The following is a 25,202-nucleotide window of genomic DNA, read 5'->3' as shown; positions in this document are numbered from 1 at the left end:
CTAGTCCGCTGCCTCTGCCGACTGCCCGCCGAGTTTCTTTACCCGCCGTACCCGTGGCGGGCGGTTGCGCAGCAGGTCGACGATGAACACAATCACCGCTATCCAGATCAATATGAAGCCCACCCACCGGGCAGGTGCGATGTGTTCGTGGGTGACGAACACTGCCCAGAGCATCTGCAGCACGGGAGTGATGTATTGAATCATTCCCAAGCTGGTCAGCGATAGCTCCTGGGCGGCTCGGGCAAAGCACAGTAGAGGCAGGGCTGTCACTACACCGGCTGTTACTAGCAGCAGTGCATGGCCGACACCGAATTGGACGAAAGTATTGCTGCCCTGGGACTGTAGGAACCACAAGTAGATCAGTCCTACCGGCGCCAGGACAAGAGTCTCGGCGGTAAGGGACTGTGTGGGCGTCAACCTCACCTGCTTTTTAACAAGCCCATAGAAGCCGAAGCTAAACGCCAATCCCAAAGAAATGATTGGCGGCGAACCCAGCGCCACGGTAAGAACCACGACGGCGAGAGTCGCGATGCCGACGGACACCAGCTGCAGGCGGCGCAGCCTCTCTCGCAGGACGATCACACCCAACAACACGCTGACCAGCGGGTTGATGAAGTACCCGAGGGCGGCATCGGCAACGTGGTCATTGTTCACTGCATAGATGTACAGCCCCCAGTTCACGCTGATTAGCAGTGCTGCCGCAGTCACGATCGCCCACTGGCGGCCCGTAATAGTCCGCATTTGCTTCAGTCCGCGCACAGCGGCGAGCAGCAGAAACATGAACACCAGCGTCCACACAAAGCGGTGCGCCAGAATCTCCGTGGGGCTTGCCGGTTGTAGCAGAGGGAAGAACGCGGGGAACAACCCCCACATCAGGTAGGCCGCCAGGCCCCAAATCATCTATCTCACTCCCATAGGTCGGATTCCAATGCGCCCATACGCCGCGTCCGGCGCGGCGGGTTCCACGGCATACGCACGCGTGGCCAGCTCGCGCAGCTGGTCAGGCGTGGCATGTACCAGCACCCCATCGATACGCAGTTCCTCGGGCTGAGTCTGTGCACCGCGGGCAATATGTGACATCGCTTGATTGATCACATCGGCACGGGTACGCCCCACCGCAGGTTCCGGTAGAACAGCCTGCGCAGTTGCACCGAAGTAAAGAGTACTCACCCGCGCGTCGATGCCTTTCACTAGTTCGATTACTTCCCGAGCATCCCACGGGTGCTGCGGGTCGGGGGAAACTAGCGCCCAACGCGGTTCGTCGCCAGCCATCTGGTCTAGCTGACCGTGCGCAAAGTCCCGATACTGCGCCGGTGTTCCTTCAAAGGGGCCGAGCTGATCGCCGTTGATATTCGGCGGTGCGGAGGTTAGGTCGGAGGTGCTCATGGCGATGACGCCACATCCCATCGCAATAAGACATACCCCGGACAGCCACGCCACCCAGGCGGGTCGGCGGGTATCTTCCCAATCCAACTGACGCTGCCGCTTTTTATTTGCCTTCAGCTGTTGGGGGTTGCGCCCCCGATACCGCTGCGGGTCACTCACGAATGCTGTCCCTCCCTGCTGGTGGGCGAGGCGATGCCGTTGGCATCGCGGAGCCGGTCGAGGGCCTGCTGCAAATCCTGTGGGTATGGCGAGCGCACAGTCTTCCACGTTCCATCCGGGTGCGGAAATCCGAGTTCCACGGCGTGGAGCCACTGGCGAGTAAGCCCCAGTCTTTCGGATAGTTTCGGATCGCTGCCATACATCGGGTCGCCGCACAGGGGGTGGTGCAAAGCAGAAAAGTGAACGCGGATCTGATGAGTGCGCCCAGTCTGCAGCTTTACTTCCAGCAAGCTCGCCTGACGGTGCGCCTCCAGGGTGTCGTAGTGCGTAATGGCATGCTTGCCATCCTCGCGCACGCTGAAACGCCACCCGGCTGATGGGTGACGGCCGATCGGCGCATCAATGGTGCCGGACGTTGGATCCGGGTGTCCCTGTACCAGAGCGTGATAGGTCTTGGACACTTCTCGATCGCGAAAGGCATTCTTCAACACGGTGTAAGCGCGCTCGCTGGCGGCGACAACCATTACCCCGGAAGTACCGACGTCCAGGCGTTGAACAATTCCTTTGCGCTCCGGTGGTCCAGAGGTGGAAATGCGAAAACCCGCCGCGGCCAAACCGGAAGTTACCGTTGGGCCTTCCCAACCGACGGTGGGGTGCGCTGCCACCCCCACCGGCTTATCGACCACGATGACGTCCTCATCGGAATAGAGGATTTCCATGCCTTCAACGTGGCGGGCAGGCTCTGCAGCTAAATCCCTTGGAGGGGCTGGCAAGGTGACATCCAACCAGGCCCCGGCCACCAACCGGTCCGACTTCCCCACCGGTTGCTGATCCTGCAGAATATCTCCGTCAGCTGCGAGCTCCGCTACCACGGTACGGCTCAGCCCAAGGAGTTTGGATAGGCCGGAATCCACGCGCATGCCGGCCAGCCCATCGGGCACGGGCATTACTCGGTTCTCCCGCGTCATCGGCTCACCTCCTCGCTCTCCGGATCCTGGTTACCTGCGGCGCCATTACCTTCTTTTGCTTCGCGCTCGGATTTCACATGATTCGCCGGTTCGATAAAAAATGCATAGATCAGATAGCACGCCACGCCGACGGTGATGGCGGCGTCGGCAATATTAAAGATGGCAAAGCTGCCGAAAGACAGAAAGTCCACCACGTGCCCGTGCATTCCCCCAGGCTCCCGGAAGATACGGTCGATGAGGTTGCCGGCCGCACCGCCGCCGATCAGGCCAATGGGTAGCGCTCCTGCCATGAAGCGGGTGCGCAGTGCCAAAATTATGCAAGCGATAAAGGCAGCCAGTTGAAAGAATGAAAAGACGATTGTGGCGCTGGTTCCCATGGAAAATGCAGCGCCAGGATTGCGCACCAAGTAGAGGCGAAAGAACTCCCCAAGGACGGGGTATGCCCGCTGTGGCTCGAGATTCTCGACGACCGCCCATTTGGTGATCTGGTCGACGGCGATGATCCCGAACATCAGGGTCAAGGCTGCGAAAGATGCGCGTTTCGAAGTCACGCTTATTCAGTCTAATGTCCGCCTGTTACGCTGTGAACTTGTGGGTATTTCTAGCAAGTCCGCGCTGGCTATATGCAGCGCCATAGGCCTGGCCTTCGCGGCCGTTGGATGCTCCGACTCTGAGCAGCCGCAATCTAAACCGGCTGACGTGGCCGTGCCGGGTGTCAAGGTAGAACTGCAAAACCGTGGTTCTACACCGCAGGAACCAATTGCATGGTTCTCACAAGAGGGCAACCAAGAGGTCACTTTCCGAGCCACCCAAGGTTTCGCACAGCACACGCTGGGGGCGAAAAAGGAATCTGAGAACCGCTCCGAAAAGGAGCCGAGTACTAGCGCCACGGTGCCCCAAGACGAGCAGCCGGATGTCGCCGAACTGGAATACGACGAGGTAACGATGGATCTGCCCTTGTCGGCCGAGGTGACGACGGATGGCAAGGGTCGCGAAACGGACGTTACCGTGGGCGCCCCTAGCGGCACGAATGACAAAAAGAACGAGGACATCGCCACCGCCGAGGGCTTTAAGATGCACGCGGCACAGGAGGTCGATGGTCGCACGACCTCTCGCAGCTACACTGCTCCCGACGGTGCGAGCCAGACGGCTCGAGCCAGCGTGGAATCAGCGTTGAGTCAGATGAACGACTACCCGCTAATCTTCCCCGCCGAGCCAGTGGGCGTGGGCGCAAAGTGGACGGTCTCCAACCGTGTGGATGGCGACATTTCCATGTCGCAGACCATCACCTATACCCTGCTGGAACGCCAAGGGCAGTCGGTTACTTTGAAGGTCGATGTGCAGCGTCGCCCGGCGGTATCCACGCTGGCGCAGACCGATCTAAAGGTTCTGAAATCAAACACCAAGTCCACCGGTCAGATTGCATTGGACTTAAATAAGGTGCTGCCCACTCGGGGTCATATCAACGTCACGACCGAGATCACCTATGGCCGTGACGACTCTCCGGCTCGCGTGGTGCAAACCACCACGTCGAAGTCAGAATGGAAGCCGGCGAAAAAGTAAAAGCGTCTAGCTATAGCTGGTTGCAGCTAACTTAGACCTCTTTACACATCGGCGGCACCTGATCCGGCAGGACGTTTTCCACCAGGGTGCAGGCCCACCCCTGGTCCAGCTTCCACTTTCCGTCTTCGTTGACAAACTCAACGTCGCTCACGACGTGCGGTTCCTGGCCGGGCACGGTGAGGTTTACGGTGGCGTTCACGTTGCCGGGGTTCAGGCTCGGCAGCACGGGCTCTACCACCTCGAGGGTCGCGTTGGACTCGGTGCGGGACTTCGTCAGGGCGTCAAAAAGTTCCGGTGCCTTGTCGCCGTTGACGACCGTGTCCACCTTTTGGTCAGTCGGTACGTTCGGGTCAACCGCGCGGTTCAGCACGTCCGCCAGCTCCTGAACGGTCGGGGTTTCATCCTGCGCTGCACCGGAGGACTCAGCGCCACTGGAAGCTTGAGAGCTGGATGCCGAGGAGGCCTTGTCGGAGGAATCGTCGTCATTGCCGCAAGCCGACAGGGTCAGCCCGGTGGCCAAGACGGCAGAGATGGCCGTTGCGCGAGCAAAGACTTTTTTACCGCGAGAGTTGCGCAGGGTAGAACGCACGAAAATGCTCCTTCAATGGATAGACATGGTTAGACATGATTGGACATGGATGGACTATGTGACGCTGATAAAAGTGTGTAGTCAGCGGTACAACCCTCAAATAAAAGGGGAACTAATTGTCGACTATACAAGCCATGCTGTTGCAGATGTTATTCGTGTGACTTGCGCTAGCGTAGCCAGTCATTGATTTCACCGCGGCGCTCCGCCTGATTTTGATACACGCACCAACGGATTGGCCCACCCCATGGACGAATCGGAGTCTCAGTTGTGTATTTTGTTGGAAGAGTATCCCTGTACCTTCGCCTTCACAACTATTCTGTGGCGTTCATGCGTTGCCGAGCAATCTGACAAACTAACGCCAGCAAAGCTATGCCCGCCGCGGAAGCACAGAGAACGGTCGGGGTCGCGTGTACAGCAACGAGTAGCGACCCGAAGATAGCCCCCAGCGCGGATCCCAAGTAGTTAGCGGAAGCATTTGCAGCCACAGCCGTGGCACCGTCGGTCGGGTTCGTCTGCAGCAAGATATGCTGCTGGGGTGCGAGCGATGCCCATCCGGACATTCCCCAGACAAACAAGCTCGCGATCATGATCCAGGCGGTCTGACCTTGCGTCGTGCCAAGCAGCGCACATGTGAGGAGCACGAGAATGAGCACGCTCAGGCGCAACGGATCGCGTCGATCCATAAGTCGGCCAATACCTAATGCTCCCACCGCTCCCCCAACGCCCCACACCCAGATCGCAAGAGTCTGGTGGGACGCGAGGCTTCCCGCTGACAAGATCACGGTCATGTACGTGTAAAGCCCCAAAGAAGCGACACCAGTCAGCAGAGTAACGGTGACCGTGAGTAAGTTCTTGGGTCGCGCAATTGATCGCAGGCGCTCGCGGGCACCCGAAGCGGGGATCGCTGGCAGCTCAGTTCCGCGCAGAGCAGTTCCCGCTAGTGCGGCACCACCAATAGCTGCGATCAAAAGTACGGCGGCTCGCCACCCCCAGTGCTGTGCTAACGCCAGACCGGTTGGGACGCCAAATACGGTACCGACCGCCAAACCCGCAAGAACTAGCGCCAATGCACGTCCGCGATGCGCTTCCCCTGCGATCTCCGCCGCAACTGCGGATGACAGCGGTGAATACACGCCCGCAGCTGCGCCAGCCACCACTCGGGTGGCTAGGAAAAACGCAATAGACGGTGAGAGCGCCGTGGCCAGGTTTGCCACGGTGAAGATCAGCAAGCACACAATTAGACTCTGGCGTGACCGCCTCCCCGCATGTCCGGCCAGTAAAGGTCCTGCTATCGCATATGCCCCTGTGAATGCCGCTACTCCCAGGCCGACAGTGGCCTCGCGCGCATCCAAAGATGCGGCGATAGGGGGAAGGAGTCCCGCGACGACATAGGCGTCTAGCCCGAGCGCAACACTGCCCATTACAAACGGCCAGAGCCGCCCCATCATGCCTGTCCCTCCTCAGGGACAGCATTGGCCACTACAGCAGAAAGAAGACCGGGGAATAAGCGATCGAGGTCCTCACTCCTCATTCGGATTAGACATGCGCGACCTTCACCTCTGGTCCATGTAACCCCTGCCTCCCGCAACATTCGGGTGTGGTACGTCAGTGTCGACCGCGGCAAGTCGTCCGCAAGCTCGAGACTATCGTGCTCGCGCCCGTCAGCCAGACGACGAATCATTTCGAGACGCGTGGGGTCACTCAAGGCGGCCAGCACCCTGGCCAGGGTGATTTCATCAGTCTCTGGGTGGTGATACTTGCGAGGGGACATGGAACCTCCTTGGATCGTGCAGGAATACTTGCATGTTAATCATGCAAGTATTCCTGCACAACTCAATTCGCTTTAACAGCCCTTGATCAACGCCCCCGATGAGGCACGCCTAGGCGTCGCGTACATTAGGCACATGACTTCCAGCGCCTCGCGAAATCGTCCACAGATTCCCATCCTCGGCACCGGTGGCACCATCAGCTGCACCCACTCCCCTGACGGCGATCTTGTACCGTCGCTGGCCTGCTCGGATATCGTTGGTCAAGCTCATATTCCCCAGGGGGTCGAGCCCGTCGCACACGACATCATGAGCATCGATTCCAGCTCGATCACCCTCCCCCAAATCGATGAGCTCATCGGCCACATCGCAAGCTTCTGCTCCCCTGCCCCAATCGGCATTGTGGTGCTGCACGGCACGGACACAATGGAGGAATCCGCCGTCGCCGCTGCATGCGCACTACAACTGCCGTGCCCCGTCGTGTTTACGGGCGCTCAGCGCCCAGGTGATGACGCCACACCGGACGGCCCGGCCAACCTTTCCCGCGCGTTAGCTGCGCTGACCACTGGGGAACTCGATCCGGGTGTTCATATAGTCTTTGGTGACTCCATCGTTGCCGCTCGTGGGGCCTATAAGGCCCACACCACTGCGGATACTGCCTTCCGCAATGCTCTGGCGGATTCCAACGTGGCGGAGGATTCAGCATCACGTCCTTTTAAGTCCTCCGACGCACCGAATCCTCCGCGGATTGCCGGTCTGTTCGTGCCCATCATCACTACCTTCGCAGGTGATGACGGCCAGCTCCTCCGCGCCTTGCACGAACGGGATAGAAAAGGGGGCACTGTAGATGGTCTGGTGTTGGCTGCAATGGGGTCGGGCAATATTCCCACCGCCGTGGCTGAAGAGCTGACGACCTGGCGCGCCAGTCGACGTGCGCTGAACCGCGCCGACCTGCCTGTGGTGGTATGCAGTCGCGTGCCCACGGGAGGGGTTTCCTTCGTTTATGGCGGCACCGGCGGCGGAGCGCAGCTGGCGCGAGATGGCCTCCGAAGTGGAGGCGCATTGCGACCCAGCCAGGCACGTATCGAGCTCCTATACGAGCTTGCTGCTACTCCTCCATCAGGTCGCTGAGATCCCACCCCAGACTATCCAGCGGATCAGCAGGGCTAAGGTCTGGATCGTCGATGCGGAAGGTGCGGGTCTTCCCCGGCCCGGTCGCAGCGGTTTCGAAGCGTACGCTAACCACCCCGTTGCCGGCTCCCTGCACCCATCCGTGGCCGTACTCCACGTGCGATACATCCTGTGTGGCATGCCAGGCCGGATGAACCGTGATGGCGTCATCAGTAAAGGCAGCAACACCAGAATCAGTAGGCTGATCAGCGACAATAGGTAGGGGTGGACCGTCGAGTTCGGGGAAGAGTAGCTCCTGACGATCGGCGACAAGTCCGGATACGCTCACTCCGACGAGGCGAAAGGCACCAGCTTCCTCCGGACGCGGCATGAGACGCTGGGCGAGGGCAAAGATTTTATCGAAATCCTCTGTCGGCGCTGGCAAACCGGCGGACTTCGTGTGCAGTTGGAAGTCCGTGGTGCGGGTCTTGACCGTCACGGTGCGGGCAGCACGGCCGTCTTTAAGCAAACGGCGGTGCATAGCTTGCGCGGTCTCGTGGAGTACGCGCATGGCTTCGGCAGTAGTTCGCGCATCGGTCTGCAATGTTCTTTCAGCGCTGACCTGCTTGGCGGGCGCGCGGGGTGCCACGGGCCGCGGATCATCCCCGGCGGCCATGCGTTGCATCTCTGCGCCGACGGATCCTAAGGCACCTCGAATATCCTCTACGTCGGCGACTACAAATTGGCCGATCGTTTCGATCCCCATGGTGTGCAGCTTCCCCTGCGCAACTTTGCCGATGCCCCATATGTCGCCTACAGGTCGGTTCGCGAAGATCTCCATGCGTTGCTCTGGCGGCACCACAAATACTCCATGGGGTTTCGCTAGGTCACTGGCCATTTTTGCATCCAGCTTCGTGGCCGCCATGCCGACGGACGCAGGCAGGCCGGTTTCTTCCTCCACCCTGGCCTGTAGTTTTTCCGCCCACGCGCGGGCCTCGGCTACACTGCCAAGCCCCTGGGGTTCGGCAAAGCCCTCGTCCACGGAGAGCTGCTCCACTACCCCGGCGTGGGCACGGATAACTTGGAAAATGCGTCGCGAGGCGGTGGTATATACCTCCTTTCGCGGAAGCACCACCACCGCGCGATGGTTGCATAGGCGCACGGCCTGACCCATCGGCATTGCAGAGCGGGCGCCGTAGGCTCGCGCTTCATAGGATGCGCCTGCCACGACCCCGCGCCCGCCCAGCCCGCCGACGAGTACCGGACGACCGCGCAGAGTGGGCCGGGTGAGCTGCTCGACGGAGGCGAAGAACGCGTCCATGTCGATGTGAGCTACCCAGCGCATGTGCGTACCCTGTGGGCCTATTTCTTTATGACGCCACCGTGATGTCAGCCGAGCAACCGTCGGCGACGTCGTGGTTAAGCTGCTCACCGACGACGATCTTCACGTCCGTGGCCAGCACCTCCTTGCCGATGGTGTCCGTGTGGGTGTGGGCCCACTCTTCCTTGTCCGCAGGCACGGAAAGGGTCAGGTGGATCCGGTCGCTTACCTGCAGATCGGCAGCCTTGCGGGCTTCCTGCACGCCGCGCACGCGGTCAGCGGCCCAGCCTTCGGCTTCCAGCTCCGGGGTGGTCTGAGTGTCCAGAACCACCAAGCCGTCGTGGCCGGAAACCTCAGCAGTGTGCTCCGGGTCAGCGGCGACGAGCTTGCGGGTGAACTCCCCATCCTGCAGCTCAATGCCATCCGCAGTGACAACACCAGCATCGTCGACGGTGTAGTTGCCGGACTTCACTGCCTTGATCACACGCTGGACATCCTTGCCCAGGCGTGGGCCAGCCACACGGGCGTTCACGACAACATCGAAGCTGCCGACCTTCGCTACGTCCTCGGTGAGCTCCACCTGCTTGACGTTCACCTCGTCGGCGATGATCTGCGTGAAGTCCTCCAACGCGTTGGCATTGGGCAGCGCTACGGTCAGCTTGGGCAATGGCAGGCGGTTACGCAGCTTGTGTGCCTTACGCAGGGAGCTCGTAGCGGAGCTAACGGCGCGAACAGCATCCATTGCAGCTACCAGCTCGGCATCAGCCGGCAACGCATCGGCCTGTGGGAAATCCGCAAGGTGTACGGAACGCTCGCCAGTCAGGCCGCGCCAAATAACCTCGGTAGTCATCGGCAGCAGCGGTGCAGCAGTGCGGCACAGCGTCTCCAAGACGGTGTAGAGGGTGTTGAAGGCCTCGGGGTGAACGGTGTCGCCCGCCCAGAAGCGGTCGCGGGAGCGGCGAACATACCAGTTAGTCAATGCGTCACAGAACCAGCGAATCTCGTCGCAAGCGGTGGCAATGTCCGTGTTGTTCAGCGCGTCGGTCACGCCCTGCACCGTGTCACGCAGCTTCGCCAGAATGTAGCGATCCAACACGTTGGTGGACGAGGTATCGTACTGCGCCGGCTGGGAAGCATAGAGGCGCAGGAAGGAGTAGGCGTTCCACATCGGCAGCATCGCCTGACGCACGCCCTCGCGGATGCCCTGCTCGGTGACGATCAGGTTACCGCCGCGCAGGATCGGCGAGCTCATCAGGAACCAGCGCATAGCGTCCGAACCGTCACGATCAAAGACCTCGTTGACGTTCGGGTAGTTGCCCTTGGACTTACTCATCTTCAGCCCGTCGTCACCCAGCACGATGCCGTGTGCGACGACCTTCTTGAACGCCGGCCGGTCGAACAGTGCCGTAGACAGCACGTGCATGGTGTAGAACCAGCCGCGGGTCTGTCCGGAGTACTCCACGATAAAGTCCGCCGGGGAATGGCTATCGAACCACTCCTTGTTCTCGAACGGGTAGTGCTTCTGTGCGAAGGGCATCGAACCGGACTCGAACCAGCAGTCCAGTACCTCCGGTACACGGCGCATGGTGGACTTGCCCGTCGGATCATCCGGGTTCGGGCGGGTTAGCTCGTCAATATCCGGGCGGTGCAGGGAGGCTGGCTTACGGCCGAAGTCACGCTCCAATTCCTCCAAAGAGCCGTATACATCCATGCGTGGGTACTCCTCGGAGTCGGAGACCCACACCGGAATCGGTGCACCCCAGTAACGGTTGCGGGAGATGTTCCAATCGCGTGCGCCCTCCAGCCACTTGCCGAACTGGCCGTCGCGAATGTGGGAGGGCATCCACTCGATCTGCTCGTGGTTCAGTTCCACCATGCGGTCGCGGAACTTCGTGACCTCAACGAACCAGGACGGAAGTGCCATGTAGATCAGCGGCTCGCCGGAGCGCCACGAGTGCGGGTAGGAGTGCTCGATCGTCTGGTGGCGGAGCACTCGGCCGGCGGCCTTCAGATCCTTAATGATGTCCTTGTTGGCGTCAAAGACCAGCTGGCCTTCATAGTCAGGGACTTGGGCGGTGAACTTGCCGTCCATGTCCACCGGGATGACCAGCTCGATATCTGCCTTCTGGCAGGTGTTCATATCGTCTTCACCGAACGCAGGAGCCTGGTGAACCACGCCGGTTCCGTCCTCAGTGGTGACATAGTCTGCGCTCAGGATCTGGAAGCCATTGTGCAGATCCTTGAAGTAGTCGAACACTGGGCTGTAGGTGAACCCAACCAGCTTTTCGCCGGGGAAGGTCGCCAGAACCTCGTGGTCTTCGCCTAGCTCCTTGCTGTAGGCACCCAGCAGGGCCTCCGCCAGGACCAGTTTCTGGCCGGCGAAGCCCTCGGTTCCCTTCTCTCCTACCTTGACCAGGGCATAGGTAACCTGAGGGTTCACAGCGAGCGCGGAGTTCGACGGAAGGGTCCACGGGGTGGTGGTCCATGCGATGGCGGATGCGTCGGAGAGCTCTGGGTGCTCAGCCAGCGTAGCTTCAGCAGCAGTTCCGGCATTCGCACCGGTCAGCGGCATGGTGACGGTCAGAGTCGGATCCTGACGCATCTTGTAGGAATCATCCAGGCGGGTTTCCTGATTGGACAGCGGAGTGTGCTCAGCCCAGGAGTACGGCAGCACGCGGAAGCCCTGGTAGATCAAGCCTTTGTCGTAGAGGTTCTTAAAGGCCCACATGACGGATTCCATAAAGCCCGGATCCATCGTTTTGTAGCCGTTGTCGAAGTCCACCCAGCGAGCCTGGCGAGTGACGTATTCCTTCCACTCATCCGTGTAACGCAATACGGACGATGCACAGTACTCGTTGAAGGAGCGCATGCCCATCTCTTCGATGCCAGCGCGATCCTTGATGCCTAGCTGCTTTTCCGCCTCCAATTCGGCGGGCAGGCCGTGGCAATCCCAGCCGAAAACGCGAGCGACCTTCTTGCCCTGCATGGTCTGGTAGCGCGGCACGATGTCCTTGACGTAGCCGGTCAGCAGGTGCCCGTAGTGCGGTAGACCATTGGCAAAGGGCGGGCCATCGTAGAAAACGTATTCTTCATTGCCTTCGCGGGCGGAAACGGATTCATTAAACGTGCCGTCCTTGGCCCAGTACTCGAGAACGTTCTCCTCGAGAGCAGGAAAGGCAGTCGAGCCGCCGTTGGACATATCGACGCGCGGGTAGGCGCCGCCAGCTGGGGTTGCTTCGCTCATGGTGGTTCCTATTTCTGTTCTGTTTTTCTTAATGACGCCCACAGCGGTGCTGCCGACGAGCATGTCATAGAAACAGGGACGCTTCGAGCCAACAAAGGCCTAAAACGCGGTACCACCCTGATTGGCGTAATCCGCCCACTTCTTCTCTTACGGCTGTGACGTGCCGCGACTCCGCCTGGTTCTAATGAGTATCCCTACCTCCTCGCCTAAGCGAAGTGAGGTGAAAACACCGTTCTTCCAGGAACGCTCCCCGATGATGGTCGGATCATTGCGTGTGGTTTTCTTTCTATTCAGTTACGGATCCCAGCCTACACGGCGCAAGTGGGGATCTTTGATTCAAGTCTCAGTTTGCTTGTTTTAGCGTTTGTGGTGGCGAATCAGGTCGTAAATGAACAGAGCCACGCCTAGCGCAGCTACAGCCACGCAGATCCAGGCCCAGGCGGTGGACCCGACCGCGAGGCTGACCACCAGCGCTATAAACCCGACAACCGCCAGGAGGATGGCTGCGAAAAGCATGTTCCAAATCCTCCTGGCGGTTGCGTTGGGGCTTAAAGGGCTAGTGGGGTCAACGAAAACTAGTTGCTACTAGTTGTTCTGACCCTCTACCTCGATGGAGCCGGCAGGTGCAGCGGTGCCGCGGCTGTTGAGCTCTTCCAGCTGGGACTCCAGGAAGGTCTTCAGGCGGGTACGGTACTCGCGCTCGTAGGTACGCAGTTCCTCGATGCGTGCCTCGAGGGTAGCCTGCTGCTTCTTTACCGTGTTCATGATCTCGGTGTGCTTGCGTTCTGCGTCTTCCTGCAGCGCATTTGCCTTCTCCTGTGCGGAGCGGATCTGCGCCTGGGACTGAGCGGTGGCGTCGGAGATCATAACCTCGGACTTCTGCTTGGCGTCGGCCAGCTGTGCGCTCGACTTCTCCTCCGCGTCGGCCAGCATCTTCTCGGAACGGGTCTTCGCGTCGGACAGCTGAGCCTCGGAGCGCTTCTGGGCATCTGCCAGGATGTTCTTGGAGCTAAAGTCCGCATCGTCGATGGTCTTCTTCGCAGTAGCGCGAGCCTCTTCCAGCATGCTAGAAGACTCGGCCTTAGCATCGCCGGTCAGGCGGTCTGCCATCTCCTGTGCCAGGGACAGAACGCGAGCAGCCTGCATGTGGGTTTCGGCAGTTGCGACGCCGGACTTGCCATCGCCGGAGGCTGCACCAGCCGGTACTGCAGCGGCGGCCTGAGCCGGAGCCTGTTTCTTTGCCTCTTCTGCGCGCTTCTCAGCCTGCGCAGCGCGCTCCTCGGCAGCCTTAAGCTTTGCTTCGTAGTCAGCCTTGATCTTCTTCTCGATCTCAGCAGCGTTCGGCTGTGCTGCATCCGCGCCCTGAGGCTGAGAGCTGCTCAGCTTAGCCTGTGCTTCAGCAGCTTCTGCGCGGGCGTCCTTACGAGCCTGCTCCAGCTTGGTGGAGTACTCGGACTCGAACTTGCCACGCAGCTCGGTCTCGATCTGGCGACGCAGTGCTGCCTCGTCAACCTTAGAGACACCTGCGGCTCCGGCGGCGCTCGCGGCACCTGCGGCACCGGCACCCTTGGCAGAGCCAGACTCCAGCTGCTCGACCTTCAGCTTGAGGTCGGAGTTCTCATCCTGCAGTTCCGCAAGAGTGTCCTCCACGAGATCCAGGAACTGGTCGACCTCGTCCTCGTTGTAACCACGCTTGCCGATCGGCGGCTTGCTAAAAGCTACGTTGTGCACATCAGCCGGAGTGAGTGGCATAGGTTGTACCTTTCCCTTTCGGATTGCCTCAAAGTGCTAGAAGGCGTTCGCAACAGTAATGAACTATTGATGGTTTATGAAACAGCTACAAAGCATACCAGTTTCCACCGGGACAGTCTCAACTTCAGATAGAGATTGACCCCTAGTCCTAGAATAACTTTAATTTACGAACACCACATCTGTATCACAGGCTACACTCCACCCCCACAGGCACCCCCATAGAAGATCTTCTGCCCTTTTTTGGAGAATGCGTAACACTCGCCAGTGGACAGCGTTCTAACAGATGACGGAAAAAGGAAAACCGCCACCGGCTAGGACCCACATTCCCAACCAGTAGCGGTTTCCGTCACTACACACGACATCTCCGCAGCCTCACTCACGTACCGCGAAGATGTCCCTAATACTAATGTCTTGAACGATTATTCACAACAGTCTTGTGATTATTTGTCGCCATCCCTCCCCCATTAACCACCCCCTAATTTTAGGCTCCAAAGAAACTGCTGGAAGCAGCTTCAATAGTGAACTTTAGCGAGCTTTGTACCCGCTAGCTCACTCCCCTCATCACCCCCAATTCAGGGTTAGATCTGGCGGGTTTGTACTCGCACTGAGGGCATACTGAGGGCTTAGCGAATAAACGCTCCCAGCAACATGCTCAACAGCTGAAGTCCGAAGAAGAGAACTAATACGGAGACATCCAATCCCACTCCCCCAAGTTGGATCGGAGGAATCAGCTTGCGCAACGCCTTGACCGGAGGGTCGGTAAGAACAAACAAGGGTTCCGCCACGATGGTGAACCAACGCTGTGGTCGCCAATTACGCGAGAACGATTGAATCATCTCAATGATGATGCGCAGAATCAGGATCAGCACATACAGGCGAATCAGCCACAGCAGCACAAGCAGGATTTCGTTCACTTACAACAGCTCTTTCTACCAATGAAAGCCCGGCCGATGCATTCCGACGCGGGCTATTACTGGCTAACGACGATTGTCCAAAGGATCTTAAAAACTTAGATGGTCTCCGCGATGGCGTCCAGCTGATCCTGGGCCAGGGTCACGCCCTTCGGCAGCAAGATGAAGTTACGCACACCCTTTAGCTTCTTCAGCTGAGCATCCAGGCCGCGGCTCAGGCCTGCGGCGAAATCCAGAACACGCTTAGCTTCGCCCTTTTCCATACCGCTCAGGGAAAAGACAACAACTTCACGTGCCTTCAGGTTCTCCACCAGTTCGCCCGCCTGGGTGTAAGAGCTCAAGGTGAAAGACACGAATGCCGAAGGATCCTTCTCCTCGGCGGCTGAGCCGGAGTAAGAGGAGGAGTAGCCGGAGTCAAAGGCGGCGTCAGAATCAGCGAAGCTTGAGCCACGAGAAGAGTAACGATCCTCGCGATCCGAGAACTCGGAACGGCTATAACGATCACCGCGCTCACCACGCTCCGCACGATCCAAGTGATCACGGTGATCGCGGTCCGAACGGGAGCGGTAGGAAGGCTCGTGTGCATCGCGATCGGCACGGTCTGCACGGTCGGAACGATCACGGGAACCGTAGCCGTCGCTGTAGTAATCGGCATCGTAGGATTCCACGGGATCAAAACCGAAGAAGCGCTTGGTCTTGTCCATAAAGTTGTCTGCCATTGCTCTTGAGGAACCTTCCGTTGCTAGTTTTTCGAGGGTGTTTAATTATTAACTTCTTGGTTTAAAGTACTGGTCGCGCGCCCATAATATCCGTACCGACACGCACCAGCGTGGAGCCTTCCGCGATGGCGATCTCCAGGTCACCGCTCATCCCCGCGGAGTACACTGGGGCACCCACCACCCGGTCGGAAATCCGCTCAACGAGCTGCCGTCCACGGGCGAACACGGTCGCCGGATCTGCCTCCAGCGGGGGCACAGTCATTAGTCCGCGCAGCTCCAAATTCTCCGCCGCGGAGACGGCGTCGGCGAGCTCGTCGATGTCCGCTTCCACTGCCCCGCCACGCTGCGGATCCCCGTCGGCACTGTACTGCAACAGAACCGGCAGAGCAGACTCGCGGTCGCCTCGTTCTAAGGCTAACGCGGCGCCACGGTCGAGCGCCTGCAGCAGCTTCAATGAATCGACGGTATGCACCGCTGCGGCCCATCGTGCCACGGAGTTCGCCTTTTTGGTCTGGACCTGCCCCACCATGTGGAACTGAAGTCCTGTCTCCGCCAATTGCGCGTGTTTATCGCGCGCTTCCTGCTCGCGGTTCTCGCCGACAGCAGTGACGCCCAAACGTACCAGCAGTCGGACGTCCTCCGCAGGGTGGAACTTGGTGATGGGCAGCAAATCCGCTCCCCCAGCGACCGCGATGCGGCGACGCACCTGCGCCAGGTTTTCGGCGAGCTCTCGGGCGCGCGGTCCGAGCTCTGCATCCCCGCCTGGCAGGTCGCTCGGCTCGTGAGTTTCGCTCAGCTGCTCTGTCATGGCATCCACACTACGCCCGCTTGGCGGCCTGTCGTCCCCTCTCGGCGGTAGGAGAAGAAACGATCGGCGTTTTCCGAAGCGATAGTGCAGCGCGGGTCGGCGTCGATACTACGCACCCCAAGGGAAAGCAGTTGGCGGGTTAGACCAGCACGAATGTCCAGCCCGCTGGTGCCTTTGGCAGTAGTTGTGGCGGAACCGGGAAGTTTAGATTCCACATCGGCTGCCATAGCCTTCGGTACCTCGTAGTTCTCGCCGCTTGCAGCAGCGCCGAGCAGCGCATGAATATTGCTGGGAACAGCACCGAGATCCTCCATGCGAGCGATCACGCGCTTCAAGATCCCATTGCGAGCTCCCATGCGACCAGCGTGAACCGCCGCGACCACGCCTGCGTCCTCATCGGATAGCAAAACCGGAACGCAGTCCGCTGTAAGGACGATCAGGGCAGTCCCGCGCAGGGTGGTAATCAAAGCGTCGGTTGCTTCGACAATCGGGGAGGTGCCGGGCGTCAGGTGGTTGGCGGTGACCTCCGTAACGTTCGGCGAATGGATTTGCTCCATGAACACCAGTCGTTCCACAGCGAGCCCCAAGACATCGGCGAGACGCTGACGATTCTGGGCGACAGCCGCAGGGTCGTCACCTACGTGATCGCCGAGGTTAAAGGACCCATAGGCGCCGGTGGACACGCCACCATTGCGATCCGTAAAGACTTTCCGCACCTTAGGCTGGGGTTGCTGCTGGTCGTGGTTCTTAGGGCTCATGGGAAGCTCCTGCTCCTCACGCTGATTGCTGGATGCGAACTTCTAGTTGAAGTCCGGCAGATCCAGGTCGTCCTCTTCCTCCGACAGGTCAACATTCGCGTTGGTCGGATTCTGAGGCTGCTGGGAAGCAGTAGTGAACAAGCCGCCGCCCTGGTTAGGCTGTGCCTGCTGCGTCGGCTGCGGCATGGTGCCACGACGCTGCGCGAAGCTAGACTGTGCGCCTGTCTGCTGAGCCGGATCAACCTGCTGTTCCTGCTGTGCCGGGATCTGCTGTCCCTGCACTGCATACTGGGAGTTCTGGCCTGCCTGTGGTGCTTCCTGACCGCCGAACAGATTCGTCGGCTGGGCAGCGCCCGCGTCAGCATTTTCGGACGCACGGTGTGCACCGGCACGCTGGTTGGCAGAAGGTGCAGACGGAGAATCGTCGAAGCCGGTAGCAATGACGGTCACACGCACCTCGTCGCCCAGCTGATCGTCGATGATGGTACCGAAAATCAGGTTGACGTCCTCGTCGGCCTTCTCTTCCACCAGATCAGCGGCCTGGGAGACCTCCAGGAGCCCCAGATCCGAACCACCGGCGAAGGACAGCAGCACGCCCTTGGCGCCTTCCATGGTGCTTTCCAGCAGCGGAGAGTTGATGGCGGCCTGGGTAGCCTTCACGGCGCGCTGTTCGCCGCGGGCGGTACCGATGCCCATCAGCGCGGAGCCTGCGTCGGTCATAACGGAACGCACGTCGGCGAAGTCCACGTTGATCACACCCGGGGTAGTGATCAGCTTGGTGATGCCCTCAACACCGCTCAGCAGCACTTCGTCGGCCTTGCGGAAAGCCTCCATCATGGACAGCTGCTCTTCGGACATCTTTAGCAGGGAGTCGTTGGGGATGACGATGAGGGTATCGCATACCTCGCGCAGGGCCTCGATGCCTTCCATTGCCTGCTTGCTGCGACGACGGCCTTCAAAGCCGAAGGGGCGGGTAACCACACCGACAGTCAGGGCATTCTGCTTCTTAGCAATATTGGCCACGACCGGTGCAGCGCCCGTACCCGTGCCGCCACCCTCGCCGGCGGTGACGAAGACCATGTCGGCACCGGCGAGGATCTCCTCGATCTGATCCTTGTGATCCTCGGCAGACTTGCGGCCCACCTCCGGGTTGGCACCTGCGCCCAGGCCACGGGTCTCCTCCCGGCCGATATCCAGCTTGATATCCGCATCGGTGAGCATCAATGCCTGTGCGTCGGTGTTGATCGCAATGAACTCCACGCCCTGCAGCTGCTCGTCGATCATGCGGTTGACGGCGTTTACTCCGCCTCCGCCGACGCCGACCACCTTGATCTCAGCGAGGTGGTTTCCAGGATTCGTCATGTGTGCTTGTCCGCCTTCCTAATGAATTTTTCGTGCTTTGCGGTTTGCCGGTTTGCTGTTGCGTCCATCTTCCTAGCCGTCAAGCATTTAGCGGCGCACATTTTTGGTGGCGTGTCGTATCCTTAAAGTTCAACTTAAGGCTTAAGCTGGGGTTTCAGCCCTACTTCACGGTGGGCATCGCGGGGTTGGAAACGTTCCAATTTCCCTTACGCCCCAGCACGATACGGGTCGCTTCAGCCTTCTCATCCGCCCTGTCGGACGAACCCCAATACACCACCTGATTAGGGAAAAACAGGCGGATGCTATCTGCTGAACCAGCCTCGATCCCCTCCAACTTGCCCCGCAGTTCTGGGGACAAAGTCTGGAGAACCTTGGACGCTGAATCGATCGCTCGGGCATCGTCCGGCTTGGTTTTCTTAAACTCCAAAGCACCCTCGGGCTTCACACCCGTTAGGAACACCTGCCCGTTCTCGTCCACGACATGCGGCGTGTCGCCGTCCATCACATAGCCCACGGCATTGTGCTCAGTCACCTCGACCGTGACCGTCGTAGGCCAGGAACGCTTCACCGTCACCTTTTCCACCCACGCCACACTGGAAACTCCCTTAGCGGCGCTGGCCATGTCCAGGCGCAGCATGTTATCGCCAGCATTAATGGTGCTGGCCTCGCGAATCGCTTCCACGTCCGCATGAGTCGTACCCTGCACGTCGATCTGCGCCACTTTAAGGATCGGCACCGCATACATCAACACGCCCAGCAGCACGATAAGCGCCACCAGCCCCGCGATAATCTTCTGCACGCGCTTCTTCGGCGCCCCATTCTTCTTCAGGAACTTCTTGCCCTTGGCGCGCGCTGCGCTATCGCGTGTAATTCTGGACGCCCTACTCACCCGCGATCACCACGGTCCAGCTGCAGGAGAATCTCATCCGCCAGCATTGTCACGGTTCCCGCACCAATGGTCAGAACCATGTCACCAGGCTGTGCTAGGTCGGCAACGACGCCCGCCACGCTGGAGAAATCAGGTTCAAATACCCACTGGGTGGAAGCGTCGATCTTGTCTCCGATGATGCGAGAATCGACTCCCTCCACGGGCTCCTCGCGAGCGCCGAAGATATCCAACAGCACCACCTGATCAGCCAGAGAAAGTGCGTCGGCGAACTCCTGTGCGAAATTCATTGTGCGGGAGAACAAGTGTGGCTGGAAAACCGCCACAATGCGTCCGCCGCGAGCCTCCACTCGCTGGCGCGCAGCCGACAAAACGGCCGCCACCTCAGTCGGGTGGTGGGCGTAATCATCGTAGACCTCAACCTCACGACGAGTGCCGTGGTATTCGAAACGACGGCGTACACCGTCAAAACCGGCAATACCAGCAAACACCTTGTCCACATCCGCTCCCAACAGCACGCTGCCCAGCCCCGCCGCCGTGGCATTGAGCACCATGTGAATACCGGGGATGGCCACGCGCAGGGAGTATTCTCCGGCAGCCGGGGTGGCCTCAGTCAGTCGCAGCGTGGAGACAGTCCCTTCGGCGGTCACCTCCGTGGCTTCGATAATGGCCGCTGGGGTAACGGAAGAGTGGGCGTCACAAGCTTCGGCCGTGCCATATCCCACAACGGTAAAGGGCAGATCCATGCCATCGGCCGCAGCAGCTACCAAACCCTCCGCGAGCGCAGCCGACCCCGGATCGTCAAGGCAGGCCACCAAGTAACCACCGTCAATAATGCGGTGGGCGAACTTTTCAAAGACTTCGCGATAGGCCTGTTCGGTCTTGAAGTAATCCAGGTGATCGGGTTCGATGTTCGTCACGACCGCCACCTCTGGCGAGTAGGACAGGAAGGAGCCATCGGATTCATCCGCCTCGGCGACGAAGATATCGCCCGTGCCGTGGTGGGCGTTCGTGCCCGCACGGTTCAGCTGCCCACCAATGGCAAAAGAAGGATCCTGTCCCGCGGACTGCAAGGCGGCTACGGCCATCGATGTGGTTGAGGTCTTTCCATGCGTGCCCGCTAGTAGGAATGCACGCCTATCCTGCAACAACAGTGCCAGTACATCGGATCGACGAAGCACCGGGATACCCGACTCGCGGGCGGCAACGAGCTCTGGATTGTCCTGCGGGATTGCTGCGAAAGAAGTGACGACAACGGACGGCAGGTCGCCCAGGAGGCGCAGGTTATCCGCTGAATGCTCCACCTGGATCTGTGCCCCGGCTGCACGCAGCGCCAGAATGCTGCGTGACTCCTTCATGTCAGAACCGCTGACCTGGTAGCCGCGATCCAGCAGAATGCGGGCAATGCCGGACATTCCGGCTCCGCCGATACCCACCATGTGTACGCGTGTGAGATCCGTGGTTTGGGACTGCTCGCTCATCGTGGAAGAAGATGCCTTTCTAAGAAGGGAGGGGGGAAGTGTGGCTTCGTCAGAACGCTAACGCTTGTAGGCGGCAGCGATAATCTTCTGTGCAATTTTCTGTGCCGCGTCGCGGTGCCCTGCTGCGAGGGTGGCAAGGCTGGCGGCCTGCCAACGGGTCTCATCGCGCAACAATGGGATAACTTCCTGGGCGACGCGATGTTCGGTAAGTTCGGCGTCCTTGATGATTACTCCACCGCCAGCGTGAGTAATCGGACGAACGTTGAGTTCTTGTTCGCCATTGCCATGTGGCAAAGGCACGTAGATGCCTGGAAGGCCCACTGCGGATACTTCGGCGACAGTCATAGCACCGGAACGGCACAGGATGGCATCGGCGGCGGCCAGCGCCAAGTCCATTCGTTCGATATAGGGAACGGCTACATAAGGTGGCTTTCCTTCCTGGACCTCCTTGGGCAGCTCCACCGTATTTTTCTTGCCATACGCGTGAAGCACGCCAATGCCCGCGTCCTGCAGAGTCTTCGCTGCGCTCACAACGGCCTCGTTGATGCTGCGTGCGCCCTGGGATCCGCCGGTGACTAGCAGCAGCGGTGCTTCTGCATCCACGCCGAAGAACTCCCGAGCCTCTGCCCGTAAAGCCTTGCGATCCATTTTCAGAACTGCGTCACGCACCGGGATGCCTACGACCTCGGCCTCCAGACCGGAATCTTCGACTGCTGCCAGACCCGTACCGCCCAGCTTTACTCCCAATTTGTTGGCTACGCCCGCACGGGCATTCGCCTCGTGGACGAAGAAGGGAATCTTGAGGGCGCGTGCAGCCAGATATGCCGGTGCGGATACATAACCGCCGAACCCGATCACCACATCAGCTTCCACTTCCCGCAGGATCTGCTTGGTTTCCTTGAGAGCTTTACGCAGGCGTAGTGGCAGGGTGGCTAGATCCTTGTTCAGTTTGCGGGGCACCGGCACTGGCGGAATCAGCTTCAAATCAAACCCGCGAGCGGGCACCAGCGTGGTTTCCAAACCGCGGCTGGTTCCCAACGCCGTAATGCGTGCATCAGGGCGCTGAGCGCGCACCGCTTCTGCCACGGCCATGGCAGGCTCAATGTGCCCTGCCGTTCCGCCGCCGGCAACGACGACTGATAGCTTCCGGTCGGCTTCTGGCTTCGGGTTCACTGGGCTAGCGCCTCCTGTGTCGGTTATCTAGATTTCTGCGGGTCTTGCGGGCTCTCTCCTGCCCTGAACTATCAGCCCGATTGCGGCTGCGTGGCATTGGTTTGGGAGTAGCCGTTGGGGGAAGATCCTGCCTTCGTACCCCATCGTAGCCACGCAAGCGGGACTCCCCACCGACCCGGCGGATCGATCGCTCCACCCGGTCGCGTTCCCGACGCACGTCTTGACTGCCGCGGCCTGCACTAACCCGTTGACGGGTGACTGGTTCCCCATAGCTATAGGCCGTCTCACGGCGCTCTGTACGGCGCTGTTCTCCGGCTTTATACCCCCGGGGCTCCGGGAGCATAAGGATACGGTCGATCAGCGGGCGTCCCTCGTGCTGCATGGAAGAAATCGTCTCCGGCTCATTGCGCGCACAATTGCACAGCAACCCCATGGAAAGCAAAGTGATGATCGCGGAGGAACCACCTGCGGAGATCAGTGGCAATTGAATACCGGTCACCGGCAGCAGGCCAACGACGTACCCCATGTTGAAAAACGCCTGCACAGCAATACCAATCGTCAGCGTGCCCGCCAATAGCCGGAGGAAAGGATCCGCCTGAGCCAACGCCGTACGAGTGCCGAAAAACGCAAGCATTCCGAACAGAATGACTACAATCACCGTGCCGAACAGACCCAGCTCTTCACCAACGATGGCGAAAATGAAGTCGTTCTTCGCCTCAGGCAGATAAAACCACTTGGCACGGGACTGCCCCAAACCGGCGCCGAAAAGCCCGCCGTCAGAAAGGGAAAGGATTCCCTGGTGAGACTGGTAGGCCGCACCCTGTGTCGTAGTGTCGCCGAAATTCAGGGTCAGAGCATCCTTCCATGTCGTGATACGTGCACCACGGAAGCTCTTGCGGGAAATCGCGAATACTCCGAGCAATGCAACGCTACCCAGCATGGTGAAGAAGACCCGTTTATCAACTCCTGCAAAGAACATCAAGGCGGCGACCACGATGCCAACGGAGAACATCATTCCCAGGTCCTTTTGGAACAACACCAGCAGCATGATCACCGCGCTAATAGCAATGAAGGCACCCAGCCCGGTGTTCAAGCGCTGCGTTGCGCGCGCCCGGTAGCTCACAGTCGCCGCTCCCCACACTGCTAGAGCCAGCTTGGCCACCTCGGAGGGCTGCACACCGATGGGACCAATGCGGATCCATGAATTCGAGCCGACCTCGTCACCACCAACACCGATGCCGGGGATAAGCACGGCAATCAGCATCAAGATCGCGATCACCAACAACGACGGCGAGTACTTTCGTACTGTCTCCGGGCGCATGCGCAGTGCAAACCACATCACCACCAGGCCGATAACCACAACCATGGCCTGCTTGATGAACTCGCCGAACACACTCGCGCCGCTTGCATAAGAGGTCACCATCGAGGACGACAGCACCATGATCAGGCCCAAAACGGTCAGACAGGCGGTAACGACCATTAGCACCTTGTAATTCAGCTGCGGAGTGGCCAGCTGTGCGGAGACTTTGCGCTGCAAAGACGCGAAGCCACGCTCATTGCTATTCGCTCGATCATCCTTCTGTTGTACGCTCTCGCGCGCCTGTGGATCCTGTGCGCTACGTTGTGCGGGCTTCCCCGCGCCGGGGATTTGCCGTCGCTTGGAATTGGATGTCGGAGTGGACATGGAAAAACACCTACCCCTTTTCCTGCTTCGTGTGTGCTGCCGGATCGTCAGGCTGTGTGTGACCGGATGAATCAGCCTCAGCATAAGCCAAGGCATATTGGGCAAACAGGTCGCCACGCTGGCTCATCCCGCTAAACATGTCCAGTGACGCAGCCGCCGGTGCCAGCACCACGCTGTCACCCGGTTCTGCCAGCTCGTGGGCGGCGCGGGAGACGGCACGCATTGCTTCCTCTGGATCGGTGGCGTCAATAAGGGTGATCGGCAGTTCCGGCAGCTGCCGTGAGACCTCGGCGGCGAGTTCCTTCCGGTCCACGCCGAGAGCCACGACAGTCTTAAGGGCACCGCCGATCGCACGGATTAATCCGTCAACAGCCGCGCCCTTTAACTGGCCGCCGGCAATCCAAATCACGTTGTGCTGACCACGGAGGGCTGCTTCGGCGGCGTGTGGGTTCGTGGCCTTCGAATTATCGATCCACGTCACCCCGCGGTGTTCCAGGACAACCTGACCGCGGTGGGCCTGCACCTGGAAGCCAGCTAGTGCGTTTTGGATGGCCTCCGGCGTCACGCCTACAGCACGTGCCATCGCCGCACTGGCCGCAGCATCGGCCAGTCCCGCGGGGCCGGGCGGGCTGATGCCTTGAGCCGGCGCCAAGTCAGTGATTTGGCTGGGATCGCCGAGGTTCGCCTCGACTAGCCGTCCATTCCGCACGCCGACGATGCGCTCGATGTCCTTCGTTACTGGTGACGCCGCCTGTTCCGGATCGTGAATCGTGTAGGCACCGCACGCCGCTACCTGGCGGGCTTGTGCAGTGGACAGTACGTCGGCGTCGTCCAATGCCAGGATGGAATCCGTTGCAGTCAAGACCTGCGCCTTGTCTGCACAATAGTTTTCATAACTTCCATGCCAATCCAGGTGGTCCTCGGCAAGGTTGAGGATGCAACCCACTGTGGGCACAAACATGGGAGCCCAGTGCAGCTGGAAACTGGACACTTCCGCGACAAAGACATCCGATCGCGGAGCACCCCGGTGCTGCGCAGCCAACGCGGCCGCGGGTGCGATTCCGATATTGCCGACCGAAAGGGCTGCGCGCCCATCCGCAACCAACATGGACGTCAGCATGGCAGTGGTTGTCGTTTTGCCATTGGTGCCGGTAATGGCTAGCCACGTTCGTGGCTCGCCGAAAGCCCCTGCCTGGTCGGCCAGCCAAGCGGCGGCGATGTCCCCTATCACGGGAATGCCCAGGTCTGTGGCGCGTACCAGCAATGGGGACTCGGGCTTCCACCCCGGAGAGGTCACAACCATTCGAGGAGCCAGCTGGTCAAGCGATTCGGTAGCTTCAGCTACTCCCAGCAAACGGAGTTCGGTATCGCCGTCCTCGGCAATGTGGCTAAGCACCTGTGCGTTATCGTCGGCGACCACGACGTGGCGGGCTCCGAGAGCACAGAGCATGGAGATCACGCCTCGTCCGGCCACGCCAGCCCCCGCGACCAGGATCGTCTCGGTGCGCATGGTGTGTAGGGCGTCTGCGGGTTGAAGTGCGTGTGTGGGTTCCACGGCTTTG

Annotated in this window: 23 protein-coding genes; 2 read left to right on the top strand and 21 right to left on the bottom strand. The window is 59.9% G+C overall.

Features of this window, described 5'->3' with window-relative positions; translation table 11 throughout:
• Genes rarD through lspA form a run of 4 tightly spaced genes read right to left on the bottom strand, consistent with a single transcriptional unit; the run spans nt 1 to nt 3,064 of the window.
• Nucleotides 1-900, bottom strand: a complete 900-nt coding sequence (gene rarD, locus AC05K6_RS06655) for an EamA family transporter RarD (RefSeq protein ID WP_476728120.1) — start codon at nt 898-900, stop codon at nt 1-3.
• Nucleotides 901-1,545 carry a hypothetical protein gene (locus AC05K6_RS06650; RefSeq protein WP_476728119.1) on the bottom strand — a complete coding sequence of 215 codons (645 nt, stop codon included), beginning with the start codon at nt 1,543-1,545 and terminating at the stop codon, nt 901-903.
• A complete protein-coding gene (locus tag AC05K6_RS06645) occupies nt 1,542-2,513 on the bottom strand; it encodes an RluA family pseudouridine synthase (RefSeq protein ID WP_448308099.1) in 972 nt (323 codons plus the stop codon). The genes AC05K6_RS06650 and AC05K6_RS06645 overlap by 4 nt, the downstream gene beginning before the upstream one ends.
• Nucleotides 2,510-3,064, bottom strand: a complete 555-nt coding sequence (gene lspA / locus AC05K6_RS06640; RefSeq protein ID WP_448308100.1) for a signal peptidase II — start codon at nt 3,062-3,064, stop codon at nt 2,510-2,512. The genes AC05K6_RS06645 and lspA overlap by 4 nt, the downstream gene beginning before the upstream one ends.
• Before the next feature lie 40 nt (nt 3,065-3,104).
• On the opposite strand from lspA, the gene AC05K6_RS06635 reads away from it, so the two are divergent.
• A complete protein-coding gene (locus AC05K6_RS06635; protein WP_293791318.1) occupies nt 3,105-4,076 on the top strand; it encodes a DUF6263 family protein in 972 nt (323 codons plus the stop codon).
• A 31-nt stretch (nt 4,077-4,107) separates the two neighbouring features.
• On the opposite strand, the gene AC05K6_RS06630 is transcribed toward AC05K6_RS06635, so the two are convergent.
• From AC05K6_RS06630 to AC05K6_RS06620, 3 genes are all read right to left on the bottom strand, one after another.
• Nucleotides 4,108-4,665, bottom strand: coding sequence for a WKL family lipoprotein (locus AC05K6_RS06630; RefSeq protein WP_476728118.1), 558 nt, complete (start codon nt 4,663-4,665; stop codon nt 4,108-4,110).
• A gap of 311 nt (nt 4,666-4,976) precedes the next feature.
• Entirely contained in the window at nt 4,977-6,086 is a 1,110-nt protein-coding gene (locus tag AC05K6_RS06625) for an MFS transporter (protein WP_476728117.1), read from the bottom strand.
• 23 nt (nt 6,087-6,109) lie between these two features.
• On the bottom strand, nt 6,110-6,436 hold the full coding sequence (locus tag AC05K6_RS06620; RefSeq protein WP_293791321.1) for an ArsR/SmtB family transcription factor: 327 nt from the start codon (nt 6,434-6,436) through the stop codon (nt 6,110-6,112).
• A 133-nt stretch (nt 6,437-6,569) separates the two neighbouring features.
• On the opposite strand from AC05K6_RS06620, the gene AC05K6_RS06615 reads away from it, so the two are divergent.
• Nucleotides 6,570-7,562, top strand: coding sequence for an asparaginase (locus AC05K6_RS06615; protein ID WP_476728116.1), 993 nt, complete (start codon nt 6,570-6,572; stop codon nt 7,560-7,562).
• Here AC05K6_RS06615 and AC05K6_RS06610 read toward each other — a convergent pair.
• From AC05K6_RS06610 to murD, 14 genes are all read right to left on the bottom strand, one after another.
• Nucleotides 7,540-8,886 carry a DNA polymerase IV gene (locus tag AC05K6_RS06610; RefSeq protein ID WP_473963439.1) on the bottom strand — a complete coding sequence of 449 codons (1,347 nt, stop codon included), beginning with the start codon at nt 8,884-8,886 and terminating at the stop codon, nt 7,540-7,542. The two genes, AC05K6_RS06615 and AC05K6_RS06610, sit on opposite strands and share 23 nt — an antisense overlap.
• 25 nt (nt 8,887-8,911) lie before the next feature.
• Nucleotides 8,912-12,106, bottom strand: a complete 3,195-nt coding sequence (ileS, locus tag AC05K6_RS06605) for an isoleucine--tRNA ligase (RefSeq protein ID WP_476728115.1) — start codon at nt 12,104-12,106, stop codon at nt 8,912-8,914.
• Between the two features lie 357 nt (nt 12,107-12,463).
• Nucleotides 12,464-12,622, bottom strand: a complete 159-nt coding sequence (locus tag AC05K6_RS06600; protein WP_473963437.1) for a hypothetical protein — start codon at nt 12,620-12,622, stop codon at nt 12,464-12,466.
• A 69-nt stretch (nt 12,623-12,691) separates the two neighbouring features.
• The gene (locus AC05K6_RS06595; protein ID WP_476728114.1) at nt 12,692-13,858 is read right to left on the bottom strand and encodes a DivIVA domain-containing protein; all 1,167 of its coding nucleotides are present in this window, start codon (nt 13,856-13,858) and stop codon (nt 12,692-12,694) included.
• A 623-nt stretch (nt 13,859-14,481) separates the two neighbouring features.
• Nucleotides 14,482-14,772, bottom strand: a complete 291-nt coding sequence (locus AC05K6_RS06590; protein ID WP_293791327.1) for a YggT family protein — start codon at nt 14,770-14,772, stop codon at nt 14,482-14,484.
• Between the two features lie 95 nt (nt 14,773-14,867).
• On the bottom strand, nt 14,868-15,488 hold the full coding sequence (locus AC05K6_RS06585) for a cell division protein SepF (RefSeq protein ID WP_476728113.1): 621 nt from the start codon (nt 15,486-15,488) through the stop codon (nt 14,868-14,870).
• Between the two features lie 61 nt (nt 15,489-15,549).
• Entirely contained in the window at nt 15,550-16,296 is a 747-nt protein-coding gene (locus AC05K6_RS06580; RefSeq protein ID WP_293791329.1) for a YggS family pyridoxal phosphate-dependent enzyme, read from the bottom strand.
• Nucleotides 16,293-17,054, bottom strand: a complete 762-nt coding sequence (pgeF, locus tag AC05K6_RS06575) for a peptidoglycan editing factor PgeF (RefSeq protein ID WP_476728112.1) — start codon at nt 17,052-17,054, stop codon at nt 16,293-16,295. The genes AC05K6_RS06580 and pgeF overlap by 4 nt, the downstream gene beginning before the upstream one ends.
• Before the next feature lie 42 nt (nt 17,055-17,096).
• A complete protein-coding gene (ftsZ, locus tag AC05K6_RS06570) occupies nt 17,097-18,416 on the bottom strand; it encodes a cell division protein FtsZ (protein ID WP_476728111.1) in 1,320 nt (439 codons plus the stop codon).
• Nucleotides 18,417-18,576: 160 nt separating this feature from the next.
• The gene (locus AC05K6_RS06565; protein ID WP_293791332.1) at nt 18,577-19,305 is read right to left on the bottom strand and encodes a cell division protein FtsQ/DivIB; all 729 of its coding nucleotides are present in this window, start codon (nt 19,303-19,305) and stop codon (nt 18,577-18,579) included.
• Entirely contained in the window at nt 19,302-20,783 is a 1,482-nt protein-coding gene (gene murC / locus AC05K6_RS06560) for a UDP-N-acetylmuramate--L-alanine ligase (protein ID WP_476728110.1), read from the bottom strand. Before murC ends, AC05K6_RS06565 begins: the two co-directional genes overlap by 4 nt.
• Nucleotides 20,784-20,840: 57 nt before the next feature.
• On the bottom strand, nt 20,841-21,956 hold the full coding sequence (gene murG, locus AC05K6_RS06555) for an undecaprenyldiphospho-muramoylpentapeptide beta-N-acetylglucosaminyltransferase (protein ID WP_473963431.1): 1,116 nt from the start codon (nt 21,954-21,956) through the stop codon (nt 20,841-20,843).
• Nucleotides 21,957-21,960: 4 nt separating this feature from the next.
• Nucleotides 21,961-23,640, bottom strand: a complete 1,680-nt coding sequence (ftsW, locus tag AC05K6_RS06550) for a putative lipid II flippase FtsW (RefSeq protein WP_473963430.1) — start codon at nt 23,638-23,640, stop codon at nt 21,961-21,963.
• A 10-nt stretch (nt 23,641-23,650) separates the two neighbouring features.
• The gene (murD, locus tag AC05K6_RS06545; RefSeq protein ID WP_476728109.1) at nt 23,651-25,195 is read right to left on the bottom strand and encodes a UDP-N-acetylmuramoyl-L-alanine--D-glutamate ligase; all 1,545 of its coding nucleotides are present in this window, start codon (nt 25,193-25,195) and stop codon (nt 23,651-23,653) included.
• Nucleotides 25,196-25,202 lie beyond the last annotated feature (7 nt).

This window comes from Corynebacterium sp. TUM25020, assembly GCF_056388495.1.
Note: the sequence above shows the minus strand (reverse complement) of the source record. Positions and strands in the feature narration are given on the sequence as shown.

What these genes read in the sequence shown, in the direction of transcription:
- AC05K6_RS06595 (WP_476728114.1), bottom strand. Translation starts at nt 13,858, where the DNA reads ATGCCACTCACTCCGGCTGATGTGCACAACGTAGCTTTTAGCAAGCCG.
- pgeF (WP_476728112.1), bottom strand. Translation starts at nt 17,054, where the DNA reads ATGAGCCCTAAGAACCACGACCAGCAGCAACCCCAGCCTAAGGTGCGG.
- AC05K6_RS06585 (WP_476728113.1), bottom strand. Translation starts at nt 15,488, where the DNA reads ATGGCAGACAACTTTATGGACAAGACCAAGCGCTTCTTCGGTTTTGAT.
- AC05K6_RS06615 (WP_476728116.1), top strand. Translation starts at nt 6,570, where the DNA reads ATGACTTCCAGCGCCTCGCGAAATCGTCCACAGATTCCCATCCTCGGC.
- ileS (WP_476728115.1), bottom strand. Translation starts at nt 12,106, where the DNA reads ATGAGCGAAGCAACCCCAGCTGGCGGCGCCTACCCGCGCGTCGATATG.
- AC05K6_RS06625 (WP_476728117.1), bottom strand. Translation starts at nt 6,086, where the DNA reads ATGGGCAGTGTTGCGCTCGGGCTAGACGCCTATGTCGTCGCGGGACTC.
- ftsZ (WP_476728111.1), bottom strand. Translation starts at nt 18,416, where the DNA reads ATGACGAATCCTGGAAACCACCTCGCTGAGATCAAGGTGGTCGGCGTC.
- AC05K6_RS06645 (WP_448308099.1), bottom strand. Translation starts at nt 2,513, where the DNA reads ATGACGCGGGAGAACCGAGTAATGCCCGTGCCCGATGGGCTGGCCGGC.
- ftsW (WP_473963430.1), bottom strand. Translation starts at nt 23,640, where the DNA reads ATGTCCACTCCGACATCCAATTCCAAGCGACGGCAAATCCCCGGCGCG.
- murC (WP_476728110.1), bottom strand. Translation starts at nt 20,783, where the DNA reads ATGAGCGAGCAGTCCCAAACCACGGATCTCACACGCGTACACATGGTG.
- AC05K6_RS06620 (WP_293791321.1), bottom strand. Translation starts at nt 6,436, where the DNA reads ATGTCCCCTCGCAAGTATCACCACCCAGAGACTGATGAAATCACCCTG.
- AC05K6_RS06610 (WP_473963439.1), bottom strand. Translation starts at nt 8,886, where the DNA reads ATGCGCTGGGTAGCTCACATCGACATGGACGCGTTCTTCGCCTCCGTC.
- rarD (WP_476728120.1), bottom strand. Translation starts at nt 900, where the DNA reads ATGATTTGGGGCCTGGCGGCCTACCTGATGTGGGGGTTGTTCCCCGCG.
- AC05K6_RS06580 (WP_293791329.1), bottom strand. Translation starts at nt 16,296, where the DNA reads ATGACAGAGCAGCTGAGCGAAACTCACGAGCCGAGCGACCTGCCAGGC.
- AC05K6_RS06600 (WP_473963437.1), bottom strand. Translation starts at nt 12,622, where the DNA reads ATGCTTTTCGCAGCCATCCTCCTGGCGGTTGTCGGGTTTATAGCGCTG.